This window comes from Trueperaceae bacterium (genome assembly GCA_002707365.1).
In the GTDB taxonomy this organism is placed as follows: Bacteria; Deinococcota; Deinococci; order Deinococcales; family Trueperaceae; genus UBA6957.
In genome coordinates this window covers 22,478-46,367 of record PAMQ01000019.1, presented here as the reverse complement: position 1 = coordinate 46,367, position 23,890 = coordinate 22,478, and the positions used below count along the sequence as shown (strand labels likewise).

Sequence of the window (23,890 nt, the reverse complement as noted above, 5' to 3'; positions counted from 1 at the left end):
ACCTCTTGGCCAATATTAGAGAGCAGGTACTAAAAATAGTTAGACCGAAACCTAATGACCAACCAGATTCACCAAGAACCACCACAAACAAACTAGACCAAGCAAACCAGGAAGAAGTCTTTTCATGAACCTAATTAACCTATTGATCGGCCTAACTGTTGGACTAAGCCTTGGCCTAATAATTAACTTTTTGGTTCGACGGCGACATGACCAAAACCTTCTTTCTGAAGCAACTAAGGCCGCAGAACAGAAGAAGCTAGATGCTGAAAGTAGTGCAAAGTTAATTCTCGATCGGGCAGAAAAGAACCGTGAAGAACTAATCAAGACGGAACGTCAGCGTCAGGAAACAGAGCTGCAAAGGCTTCGCTCAAACCTTGAACAAGACTTCGCCCTCTCACGAAAGAATCATGACGAACAGGTGCAGCGCACCCGAAGCGATCTAGACCGTGAACGGATCGACATGCGTGAATCTAGAGAACAGATCCGGAAGGATCGTGAAAAATTCGAACAACTCGAAGATCGTCTTAATAGAAGAGGTGAGCAGCAAGATACAAGGGCAGTTCGGTTGGATGAGGTTGAAGTAAAACTCACTGACCGTGATGAGGCTGTTCAAATACGGGAAGCAGCTATAACTGATCTGGAACAGGCCATCGATTCAGAGCTTCAACGCATATCCCAGTTAAGCAAAGAACAGGCCACTGAAACTCTCCTTGAACGTCTAGATCTTGAACTGGAAAGGGAGAAAGCTACTAGAATTCGCGCTGCCTTAGACAATGCTGACAGCGAAGCTAATCGTAAAGCGTACACAATAATCGCCCAGGCGATACAGCGCAGTGCTTCGGAAGTCTCGGCAGCCATCAGCGTCTCAGTAGTCCCTATCCCCAGTGATAATATGAAAGGCCGAATCATTGGGCGTGAAGGAAGAAACATCCGTGCCTTTGAAAGCTTGACTGGAGTCGATCTCATTATCGACGACACTCCAGAAGCTGTTCTTCTTTCCAGTTTCAATCCCATTAGACGCGAAGTTGCCAAACTAGCACTCTCAGAACTACTAGTCGACGGCCGTATACATCCTGCACGAATCGAAGAAGTTGTTCATAGGTCCCAACAAGATATGCAAAACTACATTCGCGAAAAAGGTGAGGAAGCAGCTCTTGAGGCAGACGTAGTAGGACTTAAACAAGGGATAATTCAACTTCTAGGACGAATGCACTTCCGAACCAGCTATGGCCAAAACATGCTCAAGCATTCGGTCCAAGTAGCTCATCTTACAGGCATCATCGCTTCGCACATAGACGTTGACGAAGCTATGGCCCGACGATCGGGGCTATTGCACGATATTGGCAAATCCATTGACAGAGAAATCGAGGGAACCCACACGGAAATAGGTGCGAATCTAGGAAGGCGTTTTGGCGAACCCGACGAGGTCATCGATGCTATACATCATCACCATGATCTCGATAAAGCTGATACCCTCTTCCCAATGATTGTTAATGCTGCCGATGCTATCAGCGCAGCTAGGCCAGGAGCCCGTAGAGAGACGCTGGAAAATTATATTAAGCGCCTTGAAGGTCTCGAAAGTATTGCCATAAGCTTTCCCGGAGTTGAGAAATCATACGCTATCCAAGCTGGCCGCGAGATTCGTATCATTGTAGAGCCAGAAAAGGTAGATGACTCCTCTGCTGTCCTCTTAGCTCGAGACATTGCTAGCCGGATTGAACAAGACATGGAATATCCTGGCCAGGTACAAGTAACTGTCGTCCGTGAATCCCGGGCCGTCGAATACGCCCGCTAACTCCTAGCCCGTCTGTTGTTCTACGAGACTAAATATTGAATTGAGACTTCCGTCTATTCTTGCCACAACGATACACACCGAACTAGTCGTCGTACAATGCAAGAGATGCGAGACACAATTATGATCTATTCCGAGGCCCATGACACACCACAACAGCTGGTCCTATTATGATTGGTGAACCCGTAAAACTTTTCTGTGGAACAGCTACGCCTGATTTAGCCAACGCTGTCGCAACTCATTTAGGCCAGAACCTGGCTAACGGGACTGTTTCTCGCTTTCCAGACGGTGAAACCAGAATCACAATAGAAGAGTCAGTTCGGGGAAGCGACTGCTATATTATTCAATCAACCTGCGCCCCCGTTAATCACAATTTAATGGAAATACTGGTTTTAGCAGACGCATTACGCCGAGCATCTGCCTGGCGAGTCAATGCAGTTATTCCCTACTTCGGATATGCCCGCCAGGATAAGAAAGGTCAAGCTCGTGAGCCAATAACGAGTAAATTGGTCGCAAATTTGCTCGAAACTGCAGGCGTAGATCGTGTAATCACGGTAGATTTGCACGCCGGACAAATCCAAGGCTTTTTTGACGTTCCTGTCGATCACCTAACCGCGTTAGGGATACTCGGAGATCATCTTAAAACCACAGACCTCTCAAACGCCGTAGTCGTCTCACCCGATGTTGGAAGAGCAACGGAGGCGCGTCGACTTGCAAACCAACTTCAGCTTCCTCTAGCAATGTTGTACAAGCGAAGAACTAGTCCTACTGAAACTGAAGTCACACACGTCATAGGTGATGTGGCTGGTATGCGCCCAATCCTCATCGACGATATGATCTCCACTGCTGGTACCATGCGGCACGGTATCGAAGTTCTATTAGAACTGGGAGCTAAGCCTGACGTTAGAGTGGTAGCAACTCACGCTTTGTTCATTCCACCTGGGCTCGAAAGGCTTAGCTTTGAACCGATTAGTCGGATCTACTTAACTGACACTGTGCCTTTAAGTGAGAGCAATGAACGTGTTGAAGTCCTCAGTATAGCTCCCCTACTAGCCAAGGCAATACACAATATCCATGAAAACGCCTCGGTAAGTTCTCTTTTTACGACTTGACCTCTTCTTGCTACTTAACTGAGTTATTTTCTTTCGTCCAATAATCATGATTGATCACAACGAACTGGACATAACTGTGCGGCAAAGAGTATCGTTATACGCTGAGTTCGCTAATCGGTTAGCATACCGTTGCTGGGAATATGATCGTGGAGGAACACATGGAGTTAAAAGGTGAAATTCGGACCCCAGGTAAGGCAGGATCGCTTAGACAAGCTGGCCGACTTCCTGGCATTATTTACAATAAAGATCTCAATTTGACTATAAGCGTGGACCTCCGAACGTTTGATCGAGCATTTCGGGACAACGGTACTGCGAATCTCATTGATCTTGAGGTAGATGGCAAGACCCATCCGGTTCTCATAAAAGCCGTTCAAATGGATAAGCGCTTGAGGCGGCCCTCACACGTAGATTTTTTTGCAGTAACCGCGGGACAAGCTGTTACTGTCTCCGTGCCGTTAGACTATGTCGGAACTTCTGTCGGTGTAGCTGAGGGTGGTCAACTTGACATCGCCCGCCGAGAACTGCAACTAAACGTCCTACCCCGTCTCATACCATCGCAAATCGAGGTTGATATTTCCGAACTTAATATCGGCGATTCAGTGCACATTAACGACCTTGCCTCTTCCCTCTTCCCTGAAGGGGCCGAAGTTGTCGACGATGGCGACCTAACACTAATTACAGTGGTACCGCCTCGCGTGGAAGAGGTCGAAGAACCCGTATCCGAATTCAATGCAGAAGCTGAACCTGAAGTCATTGGGCGCGGTGCAGAAGATGAGGAAGATGGCGAAAGTACTGATGAGAATAGTGGCTAAGGGATAGTGAAACTAATCGTTGGCCTCGGTAACCCAGGCTCGCGGTACTCAGGAACTAGACATAATGTTGGTTTCCTAGTTTTAGATAAACTGGCTTCACGTCATGGCGTGGCCCTTAAACCGGGACCAGAGTCGGATACTGGTTCATGGGGTGCAATCCAACTAATGAAACCAACTACTATGATGAATCTATCGGGAAAACCAGTCCAAGCCGCGATGGCTCGTCACCGCATTAAGCCTTCTGAAATCCTTGTTATTCACGATGATTTAGACTTACCCTTAGGGCGCCTCCGTTTCAAATCAGGCGGAGGGGGGTCGGGTGGAGCTCGTGGCGTTGAAGACCTCATTAATCGAGTCGGAGCTGATTTCCCTCGACTCAAATTGGGGATCGGACGCCCCCCTGAAAACCTCACCGTCAGAAACTGGGTATTAAGTCGGTTCACTTCCGAAGAATCAACTATAGTCAATCGGGTAATTGACTCCGCTGCGGATGCAGTAGAACGCCTTCTTAAAGAGAATATATACGCTGCAATGAGCTGGAGTAACGGACTGGATTTAACAGAAACAGATGCCTAATAGCTTCTAAAATGACCGCCAACACTATGCGTTAGGTCCAATCCATATCCTAATGCAACTATGCAAGAAACATTGCCTCGTTAGTTAACCACCAAAACTCCCTAAGATTCTTGATAAGATCCTACCTCCCAATAGGGCAACCCGATTCTCTTAAGCAAGAAATACTAAGAACACGGTACAAAACATATTAGTTTTAGGTAATGTTCTAGGAATGTTAATCAGCCAAACCAAAATTAAAATTAAGCTTAGTTTGGTTTAACCAAAGTGACCTGAAATATAACGCTCTGTCATTTCATGAACCGGATTCGTGAAAATCTGTTCAGTGGGTCCTTCTTCGATAAGAACCCCCAAATGCATGAAAGCCGTGCGATCTGAAACTCTTCCTGCCTGCTGCATATTGTGCGTAACTATTATGACTGTGTAATTACGTTTAATTTCATGGATAAGCTCCTCGATTCGGTCCGTTGCGATTGGGTCTAGAGCGCTCGTTGGTTCGTCCATAAGGATCACATCAGGTTCAGTAGCCATTGCTCGAGCAATGCATAACCTTTGCTGCTGACCACCAGAAAGACCAAGACCAGATTGCCTTAATTTGTCTTGCACCTCATCCCACAAAGCAGCATTCCTTAGAGAACGTTCGACTAAAGCATCAAGGTCTCCTCTATAACCATTGATCCGAGGTCCGAAAGCCACATTTTCATAAACAGTTTTCGGAAACGGGTTAGGTTTTTGAAATACCATTCCGATACGCCGGCGTACTTCTACAGGATCGACAGACGGCTCATAAAGGTCGACTCCTTCGTACCTAACGCCCCCCTCTACCCTTACAGTTGGAACTAGTTCATTCATCCTATTAATGCCCCGCAACAAGGTTGATTTTCCACAACCCGAGGCCCCGATTAAGGCAGTTACTTTATTCCTGGGAAAGGTTACCGATACATCGTGTAATGCTTGAAACGAACCGTACCATAGGCTTAATTTCTCAATAGAAATAATTGCCTCTTCCGGCATGACCGGTTCGGTCCTTTGAGTTTTATGGTCTTGTGGGACTGTTTGCGTCACGAACACCTCCAAAACTTCTATTGATATGCACCTCTGAAAACATTACCAGTTCCTCTCAAACCGACGCCGGACAAAAAAGGCTATCGAATAGAGAATAACCAAAACACCCAAAAGCGTTATTATTCCTGATGAGGCCACATGTTGGAACTCCGCATCATTCTCCGCAATCCACGAGTAAATCTGAATAGGAATAACTGTATAAGTTGATAGCGGGCCTTCGGGTAAGCGGGGGACAAAAGCAGCAGCACCTACTAAAAGCAGTGGTGCTGTCTCCCCTATAGCCCGAGCAACCGACAAGATCATTCCCGTAACTATCCCATTCATAGCATTAGGTAACACAATACGACTCACTGTCTGCCACCTTGTGGCACCCAACCCATAACTAGCTTCTCGAAGAGAATCCGGTACTCCTCGTATCGCTTCTCTGGAAGCAATAACTACCACCGGCAATATTAGAAGGGACAATGTCAATGATGCCGCAAGGACCGTTGGTCCGATCTGCATCAGGCGGACAAAAACCGAAAGACCTAATATCCCATAGACGATACTTGGTACACCAGCAAGATTCCGAAGGTTTACCTCAAGAAAGCGAGTGTAACCATTATCAGGAGCATATTCTTCGAGGTAAACAGCAGTTCCAACCCCAATTGGTAATGAAAAAACAACTACGAAACTAATAACCCATAAACTACCAACAAGAGCACTTATGAGGCCTGCCATAATTGGCGTTCTTGACGCATTCTTCTGGAAAAAAGCAACATCGAACCACGGATTAAGGTACAGAATTTGTCCGTCCTCAAGACCAGCAAGCAAATCGTTCTGTTCACTAAATCCCTTAAAAACCCCTATGTCGTCTATTCGCTTATCACGGCTGTTAGAGACCAACCAACGCCAGGATTTGCCGTCAGCTAACCACACAAACTGGACTCGATTGCGAAGACGAAACTTCCGAAGTCGTTCCTTATCGTGGAAAAGCCCATCAATTTCTGCTGCATCGAGACCCTGAGCAGATAATTCAAGACTCACAACCTGCTTCCAAGTACTAAAACCGCGAAAAGACTCGGCCCAAGAAAAAGTCTGCGAACTCCCACGAGGCTCAACCACTTGCCATGAGACACTACCAACTAAAACGTCACCGAGTAGAGCTAAAATCAACCCAATAGCCAATACCACTGGAAGCAGTGTTAATGCCTTGAACATGACTCCACGACGCTTACGAGCTTCCAAATGTTTGCGCTCGCTTAACGTAAGAAGATTCCCATCATTCTTTAAGGGCTTACTGGCCTGTTTGGTGTTGTTACTTGTCATTCGTATTTCTCTGCAAAACGACGAACTACGATTTGAGACAATACGTTGAGACCAAGAGTCATTACGAATAGTGTGGACGCTACAGCAAATAGAGATCGGGATGCTATGGAGCCAGCTGGCTGATCGCCGGTAGCAGCTTGCACAATAAACGAAGTCATTGTAGCTATGGTTTCCCTAGGGTCAAAGGTAAAATTTGGTTTCTGGCCGGCCGCTAGAGTTACTATCATCGTCTCGCCGATAGCGCGAGACATTGCCAAAATAAATGAGGCCACAATTCCTGACAGGGCCGCAGGAATGACGACTCTGGTAACCACTTCATATTTTGTGCCACCCAGCCCATAAGCGGCCTCACGCAGCGACCTAGGGACAGCTTGCATAGAATCTATAGATATGCTTGAAACCGTAGGTAGGATCATAAAGCCCATCACAATACCAGCGGATAAAGGATTAAAAAACTTTAAACCTGGTACGAATTGTTGCAATATTGGGGTAACAAATAGCAACGCAAAATAACCCAACACAACCGTAGGGATCCCAGCAAGAACCTCAAGTATCGGAACAGCTGTCCGCCTCGCACGTGGACTTGCGAATTCAGAAAGGAATACAGCTGCACCCAATCCCATCGGGAGTCCTGTGACAAGAGCGATGGTAGTAACAAGGAGTGTCCCAAGAAGCAATGGTGAAATACCAAAGCTTCTTTGGCTCTCTGCAAATAATGGGGTCCATTCCCGCGAGGTCACGAATTCCCAAAGAGTCACAGCTGGGTCGAGGAAGAGTCCTATTGTTTCGCGGGCTAGTACAACTATCACTGCAAAAGTAGTGAGTATCGATATGCTAGCAAAAACAAAAAGCATGAAACCTATAATTGCCTCGCGAACACGGCGATTTCCTCTACGAGCAAGGCCTGTTTTTTGAGCTAATTCTCGTTGGCTACTGATAATTACGCCTCTCATTATGTAGCAACCGCAAGGACAGAAGTTTCTTATAAAAGCCACTAATGGGCGGCTAGACCCCAAGTAACCTCGGGGACTAGCTTAACCCAGTTAAATAAGGTTCCTACCAGAGTCAGTTCTTTCTACTCTGCTCCAAGTACTTCTAGGACTGTCTTGCCAGCACCATCAATAAAGATAGAACCGGTTGAACTACTGTTGAAGCGCTCGAGGGAAAGCTCGTAAGCTTCTTCATCAAGCAACGCATATCCTGTATCAGCGATGAACTCACGAGCTTCGTAAGAAAGGTAAAACTCGACGAAAGTCTGCAGGTATGGATGAGATTCCGTAGCGTTTTTACTCACATAAATAAATAGCGGGCGAGCTAACGGAGTGTAGACACCTCCCTCGATTGTGGTCGTACTTGGTTCGACACAGCCTTCACCACCATCAATGTGTACTGCGTTGAGTTTATCGGCCTCTTCGAGGTAATAGGCGTAACCGAAGAAACCGAGCGCGTTAACATCTTGCTCAATGCCTTGCACTAGAACGTTGTCGTCCTCGCTGGGGAAGAAATCCGTGCGTACAGCACCACTTTCACCGTTAATCTCGTCAGTAAAGTAGTCGAAAGTACCTGAATCGACTCCTGGGGCGTATAACACAATCTCCTGGTTTGGCCATTCGGGTCGTATTTCACTCCAGGTGTTAACAGTCGAGCCGGGTCGCCAAATCATGTTAAGCTCTTCGACGCTCATGCAAGTAGCCCAGTCGTTTTCCTTGTTAACGGCGACGGTTAGCGCATCAAAAGCCACTGGTATCTCAACAAACTCCACCCCGTTAGTTTCACATAACTCCCACTCGCTGGTTTTAACGATGCGGCTCGCATTTGTTACCTGGGCTTCACCAACACAGAATTTCTTGAACCCACCGCCAGTGCCAGAAAAGGCAACGCTTACATTAGCATCGGGGTATTCGATTGAAAATTCTTCAGCTACTGCTAATGTAATCGGATAAACAGTAGAGGATCCATCAATACGGATTTCCTGTGCTATAACTACAGCACTCAAGAGCGCAAGAAGGGCTACACATCTTCGGATAAGAATCATTTCTACCTCCGACTAAAGCCTACTAAAGCCATGTCAAGGATTTGTCAGCCTGGCTCAGCACTGCCGTCCAAATCCCGTTCTTTAGCCAACACGCAGTAAACTCGCCTGTATTTGTGCAAGCAGCTCGCCAGTTTCGGTTAAACGACGTCTTTCTTCTTGAACAACTTCTGCCGGAGCATTCCTAATAAACTTGTCATTCGAAAGTTTCTTATTACTGCGTTCTTGGTCTTTTTTTAGTTGCGCAACTCGCTTTTCTTGCCTATCGCGCCATTCCCTACCATCAATTAACCCCGCAAAAGGTAGTACCACCTCAATATCTGGCACCACCTGCGAAAGAGACATTCCTTCAGGTTTCCCCTCAAGAAGTTTGCTCCGGGTTAAATCCTGAAATACGTCCCGGTTGTTGTAGAGGATAGATGCTGCTGGGCCATCCGCAAAAATTGTAATATTCTGAGACGGAGAGAGGTTCGCCTCAGATCGCAAGTTGCGTACTGCTCCCACGGCCTCACGAAGATGATCAAATTCTTGTTCAGCTTCCGGATCCAATAAGTTCTCGTCGACCTCTGGCCACGAAGCTAACCCGAGCTGCTCATCGGCATCAAAATGCGTATATATCTCTGATGTGATAAACGGTATTAGGGGGTGAAGAAGCTTGAGAATTGTCTTTAAAGTGAAGCTGAGCACTCTCCTAGTACCCGAATCGTCATTTCGTAGAGATGCTTTAGAGGCCTCGAGATACCAATCACAAAACTCGCTCCATACAAATTCGTACATCGAGCGGCTGGCTTGACCTAACTCGAAGGATTCCATTTCTCCAGTGATTTCGAAGATAGCTCTTTGAAGGCGACTCATCATCCAGCGATCCGCTAGACTTGTGGGTGAACCGGCTTTTGGATCTTTTCCAATATTGATAAAGGCAAACCGCGCTGCATTCCATAGTTTGTTATTGAAGTTCCTGCCCATTTCGACTCGGCGCTGATCCCAACGAATATCTTGGCCGCCTGTCGAAGCGTAAGACATGGCAAAGCGTAACGCATCAGCACCATATTCACTAATGACTACGAGTGGATCGATCCCATTGTTTTTCGATTTCGACATTTTACGACCTTCTTCGTCTAAAATCAGGCCGTGTAAAAGTACATCCCGAAACGGTTTAGAATCCGTAAAGTGATAACCAGACATTTGCATTCTTGCTACCCAAAAAAAGAGAATGTCGTAACCAGTGACTAGTACTGAAGTCGGGTAAAACTTACGGTAAAACGGATCGTTCACATCAGGCCAGCCAAGTGTAGAAAATGGCCAAAGATTCGACGAAAACCAGGTGTCAAATACGTCGGAGTCCTGAACCAATTGCAAGTTCTCGTAGCGAGGATCGTCAGGAGCATCAGTAAATGGGTCGTCTGGATCAGGAACGTAAATGTTCCCTTCATGGTCATACCAAGCTGGAATTTGGTGACCCCACCACAGTTGTCGTGAGATGTTCCAGTGCCGAATATTAGCTAGCCAGTCTCGGTTCACCTTTGCGTATCGCTCTGGATGCAACCTAATTTCCCCGTCATCGAGAGCTTTCAAGACCCGTTGGGCTGCGCTGTCCGTGTTGTAAAACCACTGCTCAGAAAGAATGGGTTCAACTGGCTCCCCAGTTCTACCTGAAATCCCGATTGGAATCGTATGCTTCTTGACACTAAGAACAGCACCATTAATTTTTAGGGCCTCAACTACTCGCTCCCGAGCTTCGAAACGATCTAAACCCTGAAATTCGGTCGGAACAAGTTCGCTTGTGAGACATGCATTTCGATCAATTACGCTGAGGCAAGGAAGGTCGTGTCGTTCACCAATCTCGAAATCAGTTTGGTCATGAGCAGGAGTAACCTTTAACACTCCTGAACCGAACTCCATGTCTACATTAGAATCAGCAATGATGGGAACCCAACGGTTGGTGAGCGGAATCTTAACTTTCTTCCCCACAAGATGACGAAAGCGATCATCGTTGGGGTTAACGGCAACAGCAGCATCGCCAAATATGGTTTCAGGTCGAACGGTAGCTATGCCTAAGTGACTACCGTCTGCATGTTCATATGCCAAGGTATATAGCTTTCCGGGACGTTCGTCACGATCTACCTCTAACTCAGACAGGGTGGTCTGACTACGAGGATCCCAATTAACTATGCGCTCGCCCCTATATACCAGCCCTTGATGATAGAGATCCACAAATTGTTTTCTAACTGCTCGGCTCAAGCCTTCGTCCATTGTGAATCGGAGTCTATTCCAATCAGCAGAAATACCCAGGCGCTGTAATTGTTCTAAAATTACTCCCCCGTATTTTTCCTTCCAAGTCCACACCCGTTTTAGGAACTCGTCGCGACCAAGATCGTGACGGCTAACGCCTTCCTCTGCAAGTACTGCTCGTTCAACTACCACTTGGGTACTAATGCCTGCATGGTCAGTACCGGGTTGATAAAGGGTTTCGTACCCTTGCATCCTTTTGAACCGAACTAACGCATCGATAATCGTGTTGTCGAAAGCATGTCCTAAGTGAAGGTTTCCAGTCACATTAGGAGGTGGAATCACAACGCAAAAAGGTTCTCTTTCACTATTTGGCAAAGCCTCAAAAGGCTCTTCTTTCCAAAGTTTAGCCCAACGCTCTTCAACATCAAATGGATCGTAGCGACTAGCCATTTCAGGAAACGCCGAAACCTTCATTAATAACCACCGTTCATACTGGAAGCAGAGGTTATACCCTCCGACCTAGTAAAAATAATCATCATTACAGACATTTCTATTCAAGAAGTTAACTGCATTTCTCAGTTCCAACTGCCTGTGTTAACAATTAAACCCTTTTTTAAGCCTAACTTGCTAATTAACCCCTAGAGGGTCCAGTAGAATACTTGACCCTTCACATGTCCAAATCTGCATACGTCACTAAAGTATTTAGGCAATCGTTGTTAGGTCCGCCACACAAATCTATCGAATGCAGTATCTTTTAGCAAACCCAGGTAGCAGGTACTTCTGCGATTAGTAGAAACATAAATACTTTGAACTAAGAGATTCATAAACCTTTTTTCTCTGCCTCTTGAGTTCTTAGCAATCAGATTCCGGACTTACTAATTAGAGTAGCGGCAGCTCCATGGCCACTTGAGTGCTAATTATTCCTGCTAGTCCACGTGCTGCGTCCCGAAAAGCCTGGGCCTGGGGGTCATCCGGATCCGTCAAAACAAACGGTTTGCCTTTATCCCCAGACTCTCTTATAGAACGAGCAATGGGAATCTGCCCTAAAAGCTGTAGGCTTTCAGATTTGGCCAATTCCTCAGCGCCACCCTCACCAAAAATGTAATCGCGTGTACCATCAGGCAGTTGATAGTAGGCCATATTTTCAAGCACGCCAAATACAGGAATATGAGTCTTACGGAACATACTACACGCCCTTCGGACATCCAGAAGAGCCATATCTTGTGGTGTAGTAACTAGTACGGCTCCGGTAACATTCACAAGCTGACTTAATGATAACTGAACATCGCCAGTTCCTGGTGGCAGATCAATCAATAAATAGTCAAGTTCTCCCCAGCTAGTTTGATTCAGCATTTGATTGATAGTACCGTGCAAAATCGGGCCTCGCCACGTAAGGGCTTGACCGTCTTCTACAAGGTTAGCGATAGAGATGATACGCACTCCATAACTTTTGAGGGGAAGCATATTTTTTTCGTCATCGGCCATTAACCGCCGACCCTCAACCGCAAACATTTTCCCCTGACTAGGACCATATATGTCAGCGTCTAACAGACCCACGGAAGCTCCATCAGCAGCAAGATTAGCAGCAAGATTAGCGGTGACGGTAGACTTACCCACACCACCCTTTCCAGATCCTATTGCGATGATGTTTTTGACTCCTTGCAATGGTTCCTTTTGTGGCCCTCGTACAACTACGCTGAACTTGGTCTCTACTTCACTAGCGCCAACACCAAGGAGCGCATCGCGAACCCCTACCTCAATCGAATCCCTATGCGGACTTGCAAACATACCGAGTTCAATGCGAATTGAAACCTTACTTTCAGAAATATCAATACTATCGATCAATCCTAAGCTCACAAGGTCCCTGCCAATTGCTGGCTCATTAATCTGCTTTAAGGCTTCCATTACTATTGCCTTATCAATTCCTGCCATACGCCGCAGCCTATCAGGCTGTCCGTTAAGCTACAAGTCGACTGTTAAGAGTTGATTCGCGACATTGTTCAACACGTTCAGGGTAAGCTCTCGCATGGGCAACGTGGTGGTAATCGACTATGGGTCACAATACACCAGGTTAATAACCCGGAGATTGCGTGAGCTCAATGTCTTTTCAATTATTGTAAATGCTGATGTAAACCTGCAGGAGGTGCGATCCCACGAACCTTCCGGCATCATCCTCTCGGGAGGGCCCGAAAGTGTTTATGCCGAAGGAGCTCCGGGGCTTCCTGAAGGCCTTGTTGAATCAGAAATACCAATTCTGGCCATCTGCTACGGAATGCATCTTTTAGCCCGAGCTCTCGGAGGAGTCGTCGAACCAAGTTCGCTTCGAGAATACGGCAAGGCCATTCTTAATGAGTTCGATGGACTTTTGTTCAAAGGAGTCGAAGGAGACTTCATAGCCTGGATGAGTCACGGAGATTCAGTGATTGAAATCCCTGACGGTTTTAAAGTCACCGGATCGACTGACAACTGCCCCATAGCCGCTATGGAGAATGCCAACAAAGGCTATTACGGACTCCAATTCCACCCAGAAGTTCAACACACTCCTCAAGGCGACCAGATTTTGAGAAATTTTCTAGACGCTATCGAAGCCGACCGCTCTTGGACGCCAGAAAGCATTGTAGATTCCCTAACTTTAAACGCGAAAAAAGAAGTAGGGGAAGACCAAGTGTTGCTTGGGATTTCAGGAGGAGTAGACTCGAGCACCCTGGGCCTACTACTGCATAGAGCCATTGGAGAACGCCTTCACGCAGTTTTTGTCGATCATGGTCTCCTCCGCGAAGGTGAAGCGGAGGAAGTGGAGGCATCTTTACGGGACCTCGGTATCAACTTAACAGTGATACAAGCTGCTGAGCAATTCCTCACGGCCCTTTCTGGCGTAACTGATCCTGAAGACAAACGGAAAATAATCGGGGCTGAATTCATTGAAGTTTTCAACATTGCCGCTAAAGACCTCCAAAAGAAATTTGGGCATATCCGGTTTCTTGCTCAAGGAACTCTTTACCCTGACGTTATTGAGTCAGCTGGTGGCGATGGAGCGGCCAACATTAAGTCTCATCACAACGTGGGAGGCTTACCTGAGGACCTGACATTCGACCTCCTTGAACCGTTCCGGACATTATTTAAAGATGAAATTCGTGCAATAGCCAGTACATTAGGACTCCCGAAATCATTACGTGACCGGCACCCGTTTCCAGGACCAGGCCTTGCCATCCGTTGCATCGGGGAGATTACCCAAGAAAGACTAGCTGTACTCCGCCAAGTAGATCACATCTTCATAGACGGATTAAAAGAGTTCGAGATGTATGATCAAACCTGGCAAGCTCTAGCTATTCTAACGCCACTGCGTTCGGTAGGCGTAATGGGTGATGGCCGAACTTACGAGCACACGATAGCCTTGCGTGCAGTTTCCAGCAAAGACGGCATGACTGCAGACTGGTCACGCCTTCCACACGAATTCTTAGCGACGATCTCTAACCGAATCATTAATACTGTTCCTGAAGTTAATCGCGTTGTTTACGACATTACGAGTAAACCACCAGGGACTATTGAGTGGGAATAAGGATTAACGACTTTTGAACGGGATGCCTTATCGTCAAAGCCAAATTTGTAGCTCTTTTTGTGAGCATTGATTCGAGAATTATATTTATCTCTTCCCTTACTTTACAGAAGATTAATTGCTGAGCTTGGTGTATGACCAAGTCTGCGAGCAATATTTTATGCATGGAGATGTTAACTGCAATGCACGGAAAAATAAATTAGTTTTTAACGCAATCGGTAAAGAGTATTAGACGATTCTTAAGTCCTAAGAGCAAATAGCCCGACAATTACGAAAATGAAATAAATTTGCACGTTACTTTTAAGCGGAAGTGATCTTAATATAAGGCTTACGATAACCACAACCCATCCAGGCAGTACTGACTCTTGATACTCGAGGTTCACACTACTATATTTGTGATAACACCCCAATAATAATGAGTCGACAAAGGACGATATCAGTACCAACAATGGTAGACTGCAGAATGTCTGGGGAGCGAAGTTATCAAATCCTCAACCTGGTTGCTGAAGCTTACATCAGTTCCGCTAGGCCCATACCTTCATCGGAGATTGCTAACCATTTGCAAGTCAGTAGTGCAACTGTAAGAAACGAGTTTATAGTTCTTGAAGAGAAAGGATTTTTATACCAACCGCATACTTCTTCCGGTAGAGTGCCGACAGCAAAAGGATTCCAAACTTACGCACGGCATTTTATTCCCCCTCGCCGCTTACCTTATCGGGATCGACAATTCGTAACTCGGAGGCTTTCAAGTGTACATGGCGAAAGACTCCTGGGGGAAATAGCAACAGTAGCTGCGGACCTTTCTAGCTATGCAGTAGTTTTAACCCTCCCTGCTGACGACAACCTCCGCACAATCGAAATTCACCTTTCATTACTTAGTTCACGCCACCTACTAGCTGTCATTGTCCTTGAAAACGGCTTGGTTCGTCAGATTTCTGTAGATCTTGATCCGGTTCCGAATGAAAAAATCATAAGTGATGCTGAGCGCTACCTCCGACAGTTAGCCGTCCCTGTGGGATTTATCCCCCAGGCTCTAGTAGAGATAGCTAAAGACACCAACAGTGAACTAACTCGAACTCTACATGCCGTAGCAAGGGCATGGCCAGAAGCAACACCCGACCGGCTATATAGTCAAGGTCTCACCAATCTGCTAGCAGAACCTGAATCAAGAGATCCAGATTTTATACGAATAGCGGTTGAAAAGTTTGAGACTCCCCATGGTTCTAATCGCACGGATGAAGGTCAATTGACACTGCAGCTAGACGACACATTAGCTGCCATTTCAGCCCAAATACATATTGGATCTAGCCGAGGCATTCTAACGTTACTGGGGCCTGCCCGAATGCGTTACCCCGAAGCGCTTATGATTGCCTTGGGCGTTTCACAAGCTGCAACAGACAACCTATCCGTTGGGCAGAATTAATCACTAGAAACTATGAAAATCACCATTTTGTTTTTTGCACACCTCCGTGAACTAGCGGGAAAAGGATCCATAGATCGTGACGTGCCCGCTGGCTCAACAGTCCGTGATGTTGCGTTACTACTTGAGCGTGAGATCGATGGCCTTGTACTAGCCGGGACCCTATGCGCTATCAACGAAGCATATTCGGAACCCGACGGCCTGTTAAACGATGGTGACAGGCTTGCATTCCTTCCTCCAGTCGCAGGGGGTTAAGGTCTATGACTGATTACAACATTGTTACCCGAGACCCAATTGACTTGAGCGTTCTAGTTCCTCTTATTTCTGCAACCGAATTCGGAGCAATCGCAACATTTCTCGGTTTAGTGCGCTCCCCCAACAATGGCAAAGTAGTTTTGTACATAGATTACGAAGGTTACGAATCCATGATGGAAGCTCAGATGCAATCGATAGCGACAGAACTTCGAGAAGATTTCAACATTGGTCAGGTTGTAATCGCGCACCGTCTTGGGCGATTACAACCTGGAGACACCAGTATCGCAGTACTTGTTTCTGGTCGACATAGGAAAGAAACCCTTGCAGCTTGTGCTGCAGGCATAGATAGGATTAAAGAGCGCTTGCCAGTTTGGAAACATGAAACAACCACAGAAGGAACTAATTGGGTCCCAGGAACGAACGTCGCTGGTAAAACTCTTTAGATTAAGTTCGGACGAACCTTATGGAAAATAAGTAAACTTAGTGCTGTATACCTGAATTGATCGTTATTCGGTACACAAGTACGGTGTGATTTATACACATGTACGGTGTGATTTAACAGAAAGTCAGGTCAAATCAAGGTACTTTGAATTAGATAGAGTGAGGGATACATGTTCTACCAACTATGTTCTAGAATAAAATTTTTGTTAGAGATCTACCTGAATTTCAGAGCCTTTACCTGTCATCACCGATATTGTTTTCGTCAACAGAAAAAACCCGAAACACTGTCATGATTTGCTCAATAAAATTAGAATCGCTGGAAGCTACAAATTTGTTAGCTAGCACAATTCTCAGGAAATGTTCCTTTGGGAGTTTACTCTTATTAACCGGGCCGATGGGAATAGGTAAAACAACCCTCGTGCAGTACATCGCAGCCCAACTACACAGTAAGGCGCGGGTGACAAGCCCGACATACACACTAATTCACGAATACCCAACCTCCTCGGGAGTTTTAACTCATATTGATGCGTTCCAACTACCAGGATCAGAATCTCTAATACGCTTTGGACTAGATGATTACCTAGAAAGATCCCGCCTTGTCGTCGTCGAATGGGGGGAGGATCTTAGGAAACCCTATCCCGAAGCTATGCATATTGACCTCGTCTCGCACGACGGTATTAGAGTTGCCCAGATTTTCATACCAAGAACACATCAAAGGAAGGTCGCTGAATGAAAATTTATCTAGGAATAGATACAGCAACAACCTTCCTAAGCCTTTCTCTTTGGTCCCCAGAAAAGGGGAGGTTGGCTTACCGTTCGCCGAACGTAGGCCGTTGCCACACCAAGAGGTTCATCACAGAATTAACTGGTCTGTTCAATGACGCCAATATAGAAGCCAAGGCTTTAACTGGGATAGGAGTAGGAGTTGGACCTGGTTCCTACACTGGACTCCGAGTGGGCATAGCTGCCGCACAAGGAATAGCCCGTGGCCTTGATGTACCTTTAGCTGGCTGCGATACCCTTGCGGCTCTGGCGGCTTCTGGACTACGAGAAGATGGTAAGGCTTTTGCGATTTTAAATGCCCATCGCGGTAACGTGTACACCGGACTTTATGAGAAATCAGAAGGAGTGATAATAACTCTACAACAACCTTCTAAGATTAGTCTTACGGAGTTCACTAAGGTAGGAACTAGTCATCCAATTATTGATTCCGTACCCCCCGATACAAGCTACATTGCGTCCCGGGTTAGCGACGGATCCCCTGTAGAACCTTTGTACCTGTGATAAACGATAGAACCTCTCCCACGTAACATCCCTAGGCGGTATACTGAGGTGTTGCATAGAACCGTAAGTTTATGAGAAGGGTTCGAGCACGTCTGAGGTGAGGATGTTCAAGCTCTGGCAGGAGATTGGTGTAGATCTAGGAACAGCTACAGTCTTAATCTATGTCAAAGGCAAATCAATTATGCTTCGCGAACCTTCGGTCATAGCTATGGTGCGTGACTCTGGTGACGTTAAAGCAGTAGGGGATGAAGCTTACCGCATGCTCGGTCGTACTCCCGGCAATATCGTCGCGGTCCGACCAATGCGAGATGGAGTAATCGCTGACTACGATTTAACAGAAAAGATGCTTAAAGCATTCGTTCAAAAAGTAATCACGGGAGCTGGACGTTTTTTTAAGCCTCACATAATGGTCTGTGTTCCTTCAGGAGTAACTGAGGTAGAGAGGCGCGCTGTTCTTCAGGCCACACGAGAAGTAGGAGCACGAAAAGCCTTTCTAATTGAAGAACCTCTAGCTGCTGCAATAGGGGCCGGCGTAAACATAGCGGAACCCACTGGCTCAATGATTGTCGATATCGGTGGTGGTACCACCGACGTTGCAATAATCAGCCTCGGAGGTATCGTTGTATCGGAAAGCATGCGCATAGCTGGTAATGAATTCGATGAAGCAATCATCCGTTACATTCGTAACAAAGAAAATCTTCTAATCGGAGATCGAACGGCTGAGGAAGTAAAAACTAAAATCGGGGCAGCTGTAGTTAGGGGTCCTGATGAAGTGCACGAAATAGATGTCCGAGGGCGTGATCTAATAAATGGCCTCCCTAAGACTATTTCACTGACCACTGAAGACACTGTTGAGGCGCTACGAGAACCTATACAAAAAATTGCGGACGGTGTCCGACGAGTCCTAGAGCTAGCACCACCAGAGCTTGTTGCTGATGTGATTGACCGCGGCATAATTATGACTGGGGGCGGGTCAATGCTTAAGAACTTCGACGAATTATTACGACAAACAACAGGTATCCCAGTAGTCGTAGCAGAAGATGCTATGGACTGTGTTGCCCTTGGAACAGGACGGGCTCTGGACATGGTTCATGTCTTACAAGACGCGCTGACTTCGGATAACTTCCTCCGACGCTAATCATGCAAGCCTGCCGGGCTAAGATTGTTCTAACATTTGTGTTGGTAGTAGCTATTGCCACAGCAGAAGATTTCCCTTTAAGTGAACTGGTAGAAGGCCAAAACGGATTTGGTGTTACTGAAGGGGTTGGAGGTAAACTCGAACGGTTTCCCATTAAAATCCTTGGCGTTCAAGAAGATCCCAGCCTTGGATTCCCGCTGATCATAATAAGAGCAGAAGGCGAGCTAATAGACCAAGCTGAGGGTATATCTGCAGGTATGAGCGGGAGTCCAGTATATCTGCACAAGGATGACCAACAAGAGAAATCTCTACTAGGAGCCATCGCATATGTGTTTCCAGAAAGCGATCACCATCTGGCTCTCGTTACTCCCATAAGCGCTATGCGAGGCTTATTTGATGAACCGGAAACTATTCCATTCGGGACGTGGCCTACCGGCGGTTTAACTGCAGCAGTACCAGTAGCAACTCCTCTATTACTATCTGGAGTAAGTAGTAGGACTATTGATCGGCTAGGTCCTCTCCTTAGAGAAAGTCCGTTAAACTTCTTACCAATACAGACAGGTGGTACAGTCCAGTCCGACGAATCAACAAGTCTGGAGGCAGGCAGCGCTATAAGCATCCAGCTCGTTCGTGGCGACATAACCGTTGCAGCCATAGGGACTGTTACAGAAGTAGCTAACGGAGAAGTTTTGGCTCTAGGGCATTCCCTTCTTGGACTCGGCAATGTTTCATTTCCTCTTACCACCGCTGACATCATCCATATTGTCCCTAGCGACCTTGTGCCTTTTAAATTAGCAAACAGCGGAACCCATATTTTAGGATCTATCATTCAGGATCGCTTTGCTGGCCTCGCAGGAAATATCGACAAGAAACCAGATTTACTACCGGTAAACATCAGCCTGAGTGATACGCGAAACACGCTAATCAGAAAAGTAGAAATAGTAAGAGAGGAAGGTCTCTACCCCACCCTCCTCCAAGTCAGCGTCCAGCAATTGCTCGACGAAATCCGCAACGAAGTAAGCGGCGGAACCAGTGAGCTTGCCTGGGAAATACTTTTCCAAACAGGGGACCGCCTTACAATGCTTCAACAAACAAGCCACCGCGACGATCTTGCTCTGGCAACTTCAAAAATTGCAGCAGAACCATTGAAAATCCTAAGCATTAACCCCTTTGAAACGCCAGACCTGAAACAAGTGAATCTAAACATCAGTTACGAAAAATACCTAAGAACAGCGGAACTGGTAAACGTTGACGCAGCTACCCTCGATGTGGCACCTGGTGAAGTATTAGTGGCTTACATCCGGCTCCAACCATACAGAGGCCAGGCGTTAGTTGAAGAACTCCTAATTGACCTACCGCAAGATCTAGAAGGCAAAGTCGCTTTAGTCTTTCGTTCCGGACAATATCGAGATCAAGATCAAGAGCAAGATAAGGAAGACTACGAACCATGGGACGGAGACATACTCTCTTTCGGAGACCTGCTAGTTGCTTTACGCGATGAACAGCAGGCTAGCGAACTCGTGATTGAAGTTATAACTGACGGGAAAGCCCGGCTTCTACAACGTCAAATCTTCCCATTTATTATAGAAGGACAAGAAACGCTTGAAATAGAAATCCAGAACCTAAACCAAGATGAAGCAGAAGAGGAGCAATAGCACGGTGACCAGGAAACTACCTAAACCCATAACAAGCTCAGAATTAGCTAATTGGCTAGACGGAAAATTGTTTGGAGAGTGTCGCCTCGTCACGCAACTAGTGCCACCTACAACACCAGTTGAAGGTGGCATAGCGGTTGCAGGCACAACCAAACTTCTCAAAACTGCACAAGGCTCGCAATTTAGTGTTTTGGTCGTATCCAGCGATGCTGAGTACCGTGAAAGTCAACCAATAATCAAAGTCGAAGATACACGAGTCGCGCTTGCTCTTCTCAGTTCAAGGTTTAACAATCGACCTGAAGATAACCCTGGCATACACCCAACAGCAACAATCGACTCCACTGCCCATGTCGCAGAAGGGGTTAATGTAGGCCCAGGAACTGTTATAGGTCCACACGTCAAGATCGGAGTGAACACTAGTATAGGTCCTGGATGCGTAATAGGACATGGCACCCAACTGGGCGATAGTTGCCGGCTTTACGCAAAAGTAGTTTTATACGACGGAGTTTCGATTGGGAACGGGGTCCATCTTCACAGCGGAACTATAATCGGAGCTGATGGGTTCGGATACGCAGTAAGCCCAAAGGGCATGCTTAAGATCCACCACCTAGCCGGAGTAATTATTGGCAACAACGTAGAAGTTGGAGCTAACACTACTATCGACCGAGGTACCTTAGATCCCACTCGAATTGGAGACCGCTGCAAGATCGACAATCACTGCTTTGTAAGTCACAATGTTCAAATAGGAAATGACACAGTCATTGCTGGAAAAGCGGGCATTGGTGGTAGTACTAAAATAGGCTCGCGAGTACTTGTAGGAGGTGGGACAACTCTTGCCGATCATATTTCGATAGGTGATGACGCTCGCATTTCATTCTGCGCGGCGGTTACAAAAAATGTTCCGGCTGGAGAAACCTTCAGCGGTTTCCCAGCTATGGCTCACCGGAAATTTACAAGACGACTTTATCTCCTCGGAAGACTCGAAAAGATGTGGCAAAACGTTAAGAGTCTCAGTAGTGATTGAAGGCATTACTTTACACGGGGGTACTCGAAGTAAAGTTAGGATCTTCCAAGACAGCGGTGCAGTACGTTTCCGACGTGCAGGCCAAGAAATACCGGCAAAGCTAAGTGCCGTTACTGGCACTGATCGTTGCACCGTCCTTGGAGTAGGCCCAGCCCGAGTAGCTGTAGTAGAGCATTTGCTCGCTAGTCTATACACCCTGGATTTATGGACAGGATTAGTTATTGAAGTTGATAACGACGAGCTGCCTATACTTGACGGATCTGCCCAACCTTGGATCGAGACCCTAGCACCTTTTGGTAAAGGCCAAAAACCTATAGCCTTACAACCGAAGAAAGGCTTGAATCATCGGCAGGGCTCAAGTTCAATGATGATAGAACCTGGGGAGCATAGCCTTTGTACAAAAATTGAATTCCCACACCCAGCAATCGGCCATCAGGCTTGGTGTGGTGGTCCAGATTCCTTTTCTTCCTTGTTAGGCGCACGAACATTCGGCTTTCTATCTGAAGCAGAGAAGCTTAAGGAAGCAGGTTTAGCATTAGGAGCAAGTCTAGAAAATGCTATTGTCTTTGACGATATGGGCCCACTTCGTCCGTTACGCTTCCCAGACGAGCTGGCTCGCCACAAAGCACTGGATGCCCTTGGAGATATGTTCTTACTTGGCTATCCTCTCGAGGGGAAAATTACCGTGACCCGTGGATCTCATAAACTCCATGTAGACTTCCTAAAAGAGTTGTTTTCCGAGAAGCCTCCGGAGATGGACCTGTGAAACCCCTAAGGGTAGCTGTAATTGGTGCTGGAGTAATGGGTAGATTCCATGCAAATGTTTATGCCACGCTTTCCCAAACTACTCTTATAGCAATAGTTGATCCAGACCCATCCCGACGCCATGAAGCTCAAAAGGTCTACGGCTGTACTGTGTATGAAACCTTAACGGAGTTACTAGAATGCGATCCACCCGACGCTGTTAGTGTCGCCTCGCCCACAATTACTCACCACGAACTAACCCGAACCTTGTTATCTGCAGGAATACATGTATTGGTAGAAAAGCCAGCTGCAACAAGCGTTGTTCAGGCCAAGGAGCTAGTGGAACTTAGCCGCCGCGAAGAGTTGGTCTTACAAGTAGGACACATCACGCGCTTTTATAAGGCGGTAGATATTCTTAACGCACAGATTAAAAGTCCTTACTTGGTAGAAGCACGTCGGCTAACCCCTTACGCTCGAATCCAGGACGTAGGAGTCATACTTGACCTAATGATTCACGACATTGACATTGTATTGGGAATTGTTGAAAGCCCCATAAAAGAGATTACCGTTGCTGGACATTTTCTCAACAGCGTTAAATACGAAGATCTAGCTGCGGCTCAAATACGTTTCGAAAACGGGTGTATTGCTCGTTTCTTAGCCAGTAGAATTGCGCCTGACGCTGAGAGGACCCTTGTAGTGGCAGAGGAGCATCAGACTCTTCATCTTGACTTCGCCAAGGAGCCACACACGGAAGTAGCGACATTTAGGCCGTTAGCGAATGGTGAAGAGAACCACGTGCAGGTTGATCGTCGGGTAGTCGTGGAAGATAATCCTCTCAGAAGGGAACTAGAACACTTCTTAGCGAGAATTGAGCAAAGCGCAGATCCTATTGGCACCCTTGAAGATGATTTACGATCACTTGAGCTAGCTACCTCTTTGATTGTAAAACTCCAACAACAACCATGATTGGCAAACAATGCGCTCGTCTCGTCAGAACCCCAGGCCTGATGGGATAAACTACCGACATGATCGATATTAAAGCGATCCTGCCGCATCGCTACCCATTCCTCTTCGTTGATTCTTTCGTCTATCAAGAAGGAGACGATTTCGAATGCATAAAGAACGTTAGTCACAATGAACCGTTCTTTATGGGTCACTTTCCTGAGGAACCAGTTATGCCTGGCGTCCTGATCATCGAAGCTCTTGCCCAAGCTGCTGCAATAGGCCTCGCAGTACGTGAAGAATTCCAAGAAGGTCGGCTCGGTTATCTTGCAGCAGTAGACGAGACAAAATTTAAGCGCAAGGTCGTTCCGGGGGATCAACTCAGACTTACAGGAACAATACTTTTGTTCAGGAAGTCGCTATTGAAGGTCAATGCCGCAGCGTTAGTAGGTAACGAACTTGCCGCTAAAGCAAAACTCACTTTCGTGCTAGCTAAGTGATATAA

22 protein-coding genes are annotated in these 23,890 nt (G+C 46.6%); 16 read left to right on the top strand and 6 right to left on the bottom strand.

From position 1 onward, the window contains the following. Positions 1-124: 124 nt before the first annotated feature. The 4 genes from rny (at position 125) to CMO31_09390 (ending at position 4,292) form a co-directional block, all read left to right on the top strand. Complete coding sequence (gene rny / locus CMO31_09405; protein MAZ54209.1) at positions 125-1,795, top strand: ribonuclease Y; 1,671 nt, start codon at positions 125-127, stop codon at positions 1,793-1,795. Between the two features lie 167 nt (positions 1,796-1,962). Next, entirely contained in the window at positions 1,963-2,904 is a 942-nt protein-coding gene (locus CMO31_09400; protein MAZ54208.1) for a phosphoribosylpyrophosphate synthetase, read from the top strand. 140 nt (positions 2,905-3,044) lie between these two features. Beyond that, positions 3,045-3,716 (top strand): 50S ribosomal protein L25, encoded by a 672-nt coding sequence (locus CMO31_09395; protein MAZ54207.1) that lies wholly within the window; start codon positions 3,045-3,047, stop codon positions 3,714-3,716. 3 nt (positions 3,717-3,719) lie between these two features. Beyond that, the gene (locus tag CMO31_09390) at positions 3,720-4,292 is read left to right on the top strand and encodes an aminoacyl-tRNA hydrolase (protein ID MAZ54206.1); all 573 of its coding nucleotides are present in this window, start codon (positions 3,720-3,722) and stop codon (positions 4,290-4,292) included. A gap of 255 nt (positions 4,293-4,547) precedes the next feature. Here CMO31_09390 and pstB read toward each other — a convergent pair whose 3' ends face one another. From pstB to CMO31_09360, 6 genes are all read right to left on the bottom strand, one after another. Beyond that, positions 4,548-5,303, bottom strand: coding sequence for a phosphate ABC transporter ATP-binding protein (pstB, locus tag CMO31_09385; GenBank protein MAZ54205.1), 756 nt, complete (start codon positions 5,301-5,303; stop codon positions 4,548-4,550). A 93-nt stretch (positions 5,304-5,396) separates the two neighbouring features. Then, positions 5,397-6,662: a phosphate ABC transporter, permease protein PstA gene (gene pstA, locus CMO31_09380; GenBank protein MAZ54204.1), complete on the bottom strand. Its 1,266-nt coding sequence runs from the start codon at positions 6,660-6,662 to the stop codon at positions 5,397-5,399. Continuing rightward, on the bottom strand, positions 6,659-7,615 hold the full coding sequence (gene pstC, locus CMO31_09375) for a phosphate ABC transporter permease subunit PstC (protein MAZ54203.1): 957 nt from the start codon (positions 7,613-7,615) through the stop codon (positions 6,659-6,661). The genes pstA and pstC overlap by 4 nt, the downstream gene beginning before the upstream one ends. A 122-nt stretch (positions 7,616-7,737) precedes the next feature. Then, the gene (locus tag CMO31_09370) at positions 7,738-8,697 is read right to left on the bottom strand and encodes a protein sphX (protein MAZ54202.1); all 960 of its coding nucleotides are present in this window, start codon (positions 8,695-8,697) and stop codon (positions 7,738-7,740) included. A gap of 81 nt (positions 8,698-8,778) precedes the next feature. Then, entirely contained in the window at positions 8,779-11,400 is a 2,622-nt protein-coding gene (locus CMO31_09365) for a valine--tRNA ligase (protein MAZ54201.1), read from the bottom strand. Positions 11,401-11,805: 405 nt separating this feature from the next. Next, a complete protein-coding gene (locus CMO31_09360; GenBank protein MAZ54200.1) occupies positions 11,806-12,858 on the bottom strand; it encodes a chromosome partitioning protein in 1,053 nt (350 codons plus the stop codon). A gap of 94 nt (positions 12,859-12,952) precedes the next feature. On the opposite strand from CMO31_09360, the gene CMO31_09355 reads away from it, so the two are divergent. The 12 genes from CMO31_09355 to CMO31_09300 all read left to right on the top strand — a co-directional run bounded on the left by CMO31_09355 (position 12,953) and on the right by CMO31_09300 (position 23,885). Further along, positions 12,953-14,485 carry a glutamine-hydrolyzing GMP synthase gene (locus CMO31_09355; protein ID MAZ54199.1) on the top strand — a complete coding sequence of 511 codons (1,533 nt, stop codon included), beginning with the start codon at positions 12,953-12,955 and terminating at the stop codon, positions 14,483-14,485. A 412-nt stretch (positions 14,486-14,897) separates the two neighbouring features. Continuing rightward, the gene (locus CMO31_09350) at positions 14,898-15,905 is read left to right on the top strand and encodes a hypothetical protein (GenBank protein MAZ54198.1); all 1,008 of its coding nucleotides are present in this window, start codon (positions 14,898-14,900) and stop codon (positions 15,903-15,905) included. 12 nt (positions 15,906-15,917) lie between these two features. Beyond that, a complete protein-coding gene (locus CMO31_09345) occupies positions 15,918-16,157 on the top strand; it encodes a hypothetical protein (protein MAZ54197.1) in 240 nt (79 codons plus the stop codon). Positions 16,158-16,162: 5 nt separating this feature from the next. Then, positions 16,163-16,600, top strand: a complete 438-nt coding sequence (locus tag CMO31_09340) for a molybdenum cofactor biosynthesis protein MoaE (GenBank protein ID MAZ54196.1) — start codon at positions 16,163-16,165, stop codon at positions 16,598-16,600. Positions 16,601-16,887: 287 nt separating this feature from the next. Beyond that, positions 16,888-17,331 carry a tRNA (adenosine(37)-N6)-threonylcarbamoyltransferase complex ATPase subunit type 1 TsaE gene (locus CMO31_09335; GenBank protein MAZ54195.1) on the top strand — a complete coding sequence of 148 codons (444 nt, stop codon included), beginning with the start codon at positions 16,888-16,890 and terminating at the stop codon, positions 17,329-17,331. Then, on the top strand, positions 17,328-17,882 hold the full coding sequence (gene tsaB, locus CMO31_09330; protein ID MAZ54194.1) for a tRNA (adenosine(37)-N6)-threonylcarbamoyltransferase complex dimerization subunit type 1 TsaB: 555 nt from the start codon (positions 17,328-17,330) through the stop codon (positions 17,880-17,882). The genes CMO31_09335 and tsaB overlap by 4 nt, the downstream gene beginning before the upstream one ends. 103 nt (positions 17,883-17,985) lie before the next feature. Continuing rightward, positions 17,986-19,020 carry a rod shape-determining protein gene (locus CMO31_09325; GenBank protein ID MAZ54193.1) on the top strand — a complete coding sequence of 345 codons (1,035 nt, stop codon included), beginning with the start codon at positions 17,986-17,988 and terminating at the stop codon, positions 19,018-19,020. A 2-nt stretch (positions 19,021-19,022) separates the two neighbouring features. After that, positions 19,023-20,675: a hypothetical protein gene (locus CMO31_09320; protein MAZ54192.1), complete on the top strand. Its 1,653-nt coding sequence runs from the start codon at positions 19,023-19,025 to the stop codon at positions 20,673-20,675. Beyond that, entirely contained in the window at positions 20,653-21,699 is a 1,047-nt protein-coding gene (gene lpxD, locus CMO31_09315) for a UDP-3-O-(3-hydroxymyristoyl)glucosamine N-acyltransferase (GenBank protein MAZ54191.1), read from the top strand. The genes CMO31_09320 and lpxD overlap by 23 nt, the downstream gene beginning before the upstream one ends. Next, entirely contained in the window at positions 21,572-22,465 is an 894-nt protein-coding gene (locus tag CMO31_09310; GenBank protein ID MAZ54190.1) for a UDP-3-O-[3-hydroxymyristoyl] N-acetylglucosamine deacetylase, read from the top strand. Before lpxD ends, CMO31_09310 begins: the two co-directional genes overlap by 128 nt. Then, positions 22,462-23,409 carry an oxidoreductase gene (locus CMO31_09305; GenBank protein ID MAZ54189.1) on the top strand — a complete coding sequence of 316 codons (948 nt, stop codon included), beginning with the start codon at positions 22,462-22,464 and terminating at the stop codon, positions 23,407-23,409. The genes CMO31_09310 and CMO31_09305 overlap by 4 nt, the downstream gene beginning before the upstream one ends. A 59-nt stretch (positions 23,410-23,468) precedes the next feature. Then, positions 23,469-23,885, top strand: coding sequence for a 3-hydroxyacyl-[acyl-carrier-protein] dehydratase FabZ (locus CMO31_09300; protein ID MAZ54188.1), 417 nt, complete (start codon positions 23,469-23,471; stop codon positions 23,883-23,885). The last annotated feature ends 5 nt before the right edge of the window (positions 23,886-23,890 follow it).

Coding starts and splice junctions, on each gene's coding strand:
- rny (MAZ54209.1), top strand. CDS start 125: ATGAACCTAATTAACCTATTGATCGGCCTAACTGTTGGACTAAGCCTT.
- CMO31_09400 (MAZ54208.1), top strand. CDS start 1,963: ATGATTGGTGAACCCGTAAAACTTTTCTGTGGAACAGCTACGCCTGAT.
- CMO31_09395 (MAZ54207.1), top strand. CDS start 3,045: ATGATCGTGGAGGAACACATGGAGTTAAAAGGTGAAATTCGGACCCCA.
- pstB (MAZ54205.1), bottom strand. CDS start 5,303: ATGCCGGAAGAGGCAATTATTTCTATTGAGAAATTAAGCCTATGGTAC.
- pstA (MAZ54204.1), bottom strand. CDS start 6,662: ATGACAAGTAACAACACCAAACAGGCCAGTAAGCCCTTAAAGAATGAT.
- pstC (MAZ54203.1), bottom strand. CDS start 7,615: ATGAGAGGCGTAATTATCAGTAGCCAACGAGAATTAGCTCAAAAAACA.
- CMO31_09370 (MAZ54202.1), bottom strand. CDS start 8,697: ATGATTCTTATCCGAAGATGTGTAGCCCTTCTTGCGCTCTTGAGTGCT.
- CMO31_09365 (MAZ54201.1), bottom strand. CDS start 11,400: ATGAAGGTTTCGGCGTTTCCTGAAATGGCTAGTCGCTACGATCCATTT.
- CMO31_09360 (MAZ54200.1), bottom strand. CDS start 12,858: ATGGCAGGAATTGATAAGGCAATAGTAATGGAAGCCTTAAAGCAGATT.
- CMO31_09355 (MAZ54199.1), top strand. CDS start 12,953: ATGGGCAACGTGGTGGTAATCGACTATGGGTCACAATACACCAGGTTA.
- CMO31_09350 (MAZ54198.1), top strand. CDS start 14,898: ATGAGTCGACAAAGGACGATATCAGTACCAACAATGGTAGACTGCAGA.
- CMO31_09345 (MAZ54197.1), top strand. CDS start 15,918: ATGAAAATCACCATTTTGTTTTTTGCACACCTCCGTGAACTAGCGGGA.
- CMO31_09340 (MAZ54196.1), top strand. CDS start 16,163: ATGACTGATTACAACATTGTTACCCGAGACCCAATTGACTTGAGCGTT.
- CMO31_09335 (MAZ54195.1), top strand. CDS start 16,888: ATGATTTGCTCAATAAAATTAGAATCGCTGGAAGCTACAAATTTGTTA.
- tsaB (MAZ54194.1), top strand. CDS start 17,328: ATGAAAATTTATCTAGGAATAGATACAGCAACAACCTTCCTAAGCCTT.
- CMO31_09325 (MAZ54193.1), top strand. CDS start 17,986: ATGTTCAAGCTCTGGCAGGAGATTGGTGTAGATCTAGGAACAGCTACA.
- CMO31_09320 (MAZ54192.1), top strand. CDS start 19,023: ATGCAAGCCTGCCGGGCTAAGATTGTTCTAACATTTGTGTTGGTAGTA.
- lpxD (MAZ54191.1), top strand. CDS start 20,653: ATGAAGCAGAAGAGGAGCAATAGCACGGTGACCAGGAAACTACCTAAA.
- CMO31_09310 (MAZ54190.1), top strand. CDS start 21,572: ATGTTCCGGCTGGAGAAACCTTCAGCGGTTTCCCAGCTATGGCTCACC.
- CMO31_09300 (MAZ54188.1), top strand. CDS start 23,469: ATGATCGATATTAAAGCGATCCTGCCGCATCGCTACCCATTCCTCTTC.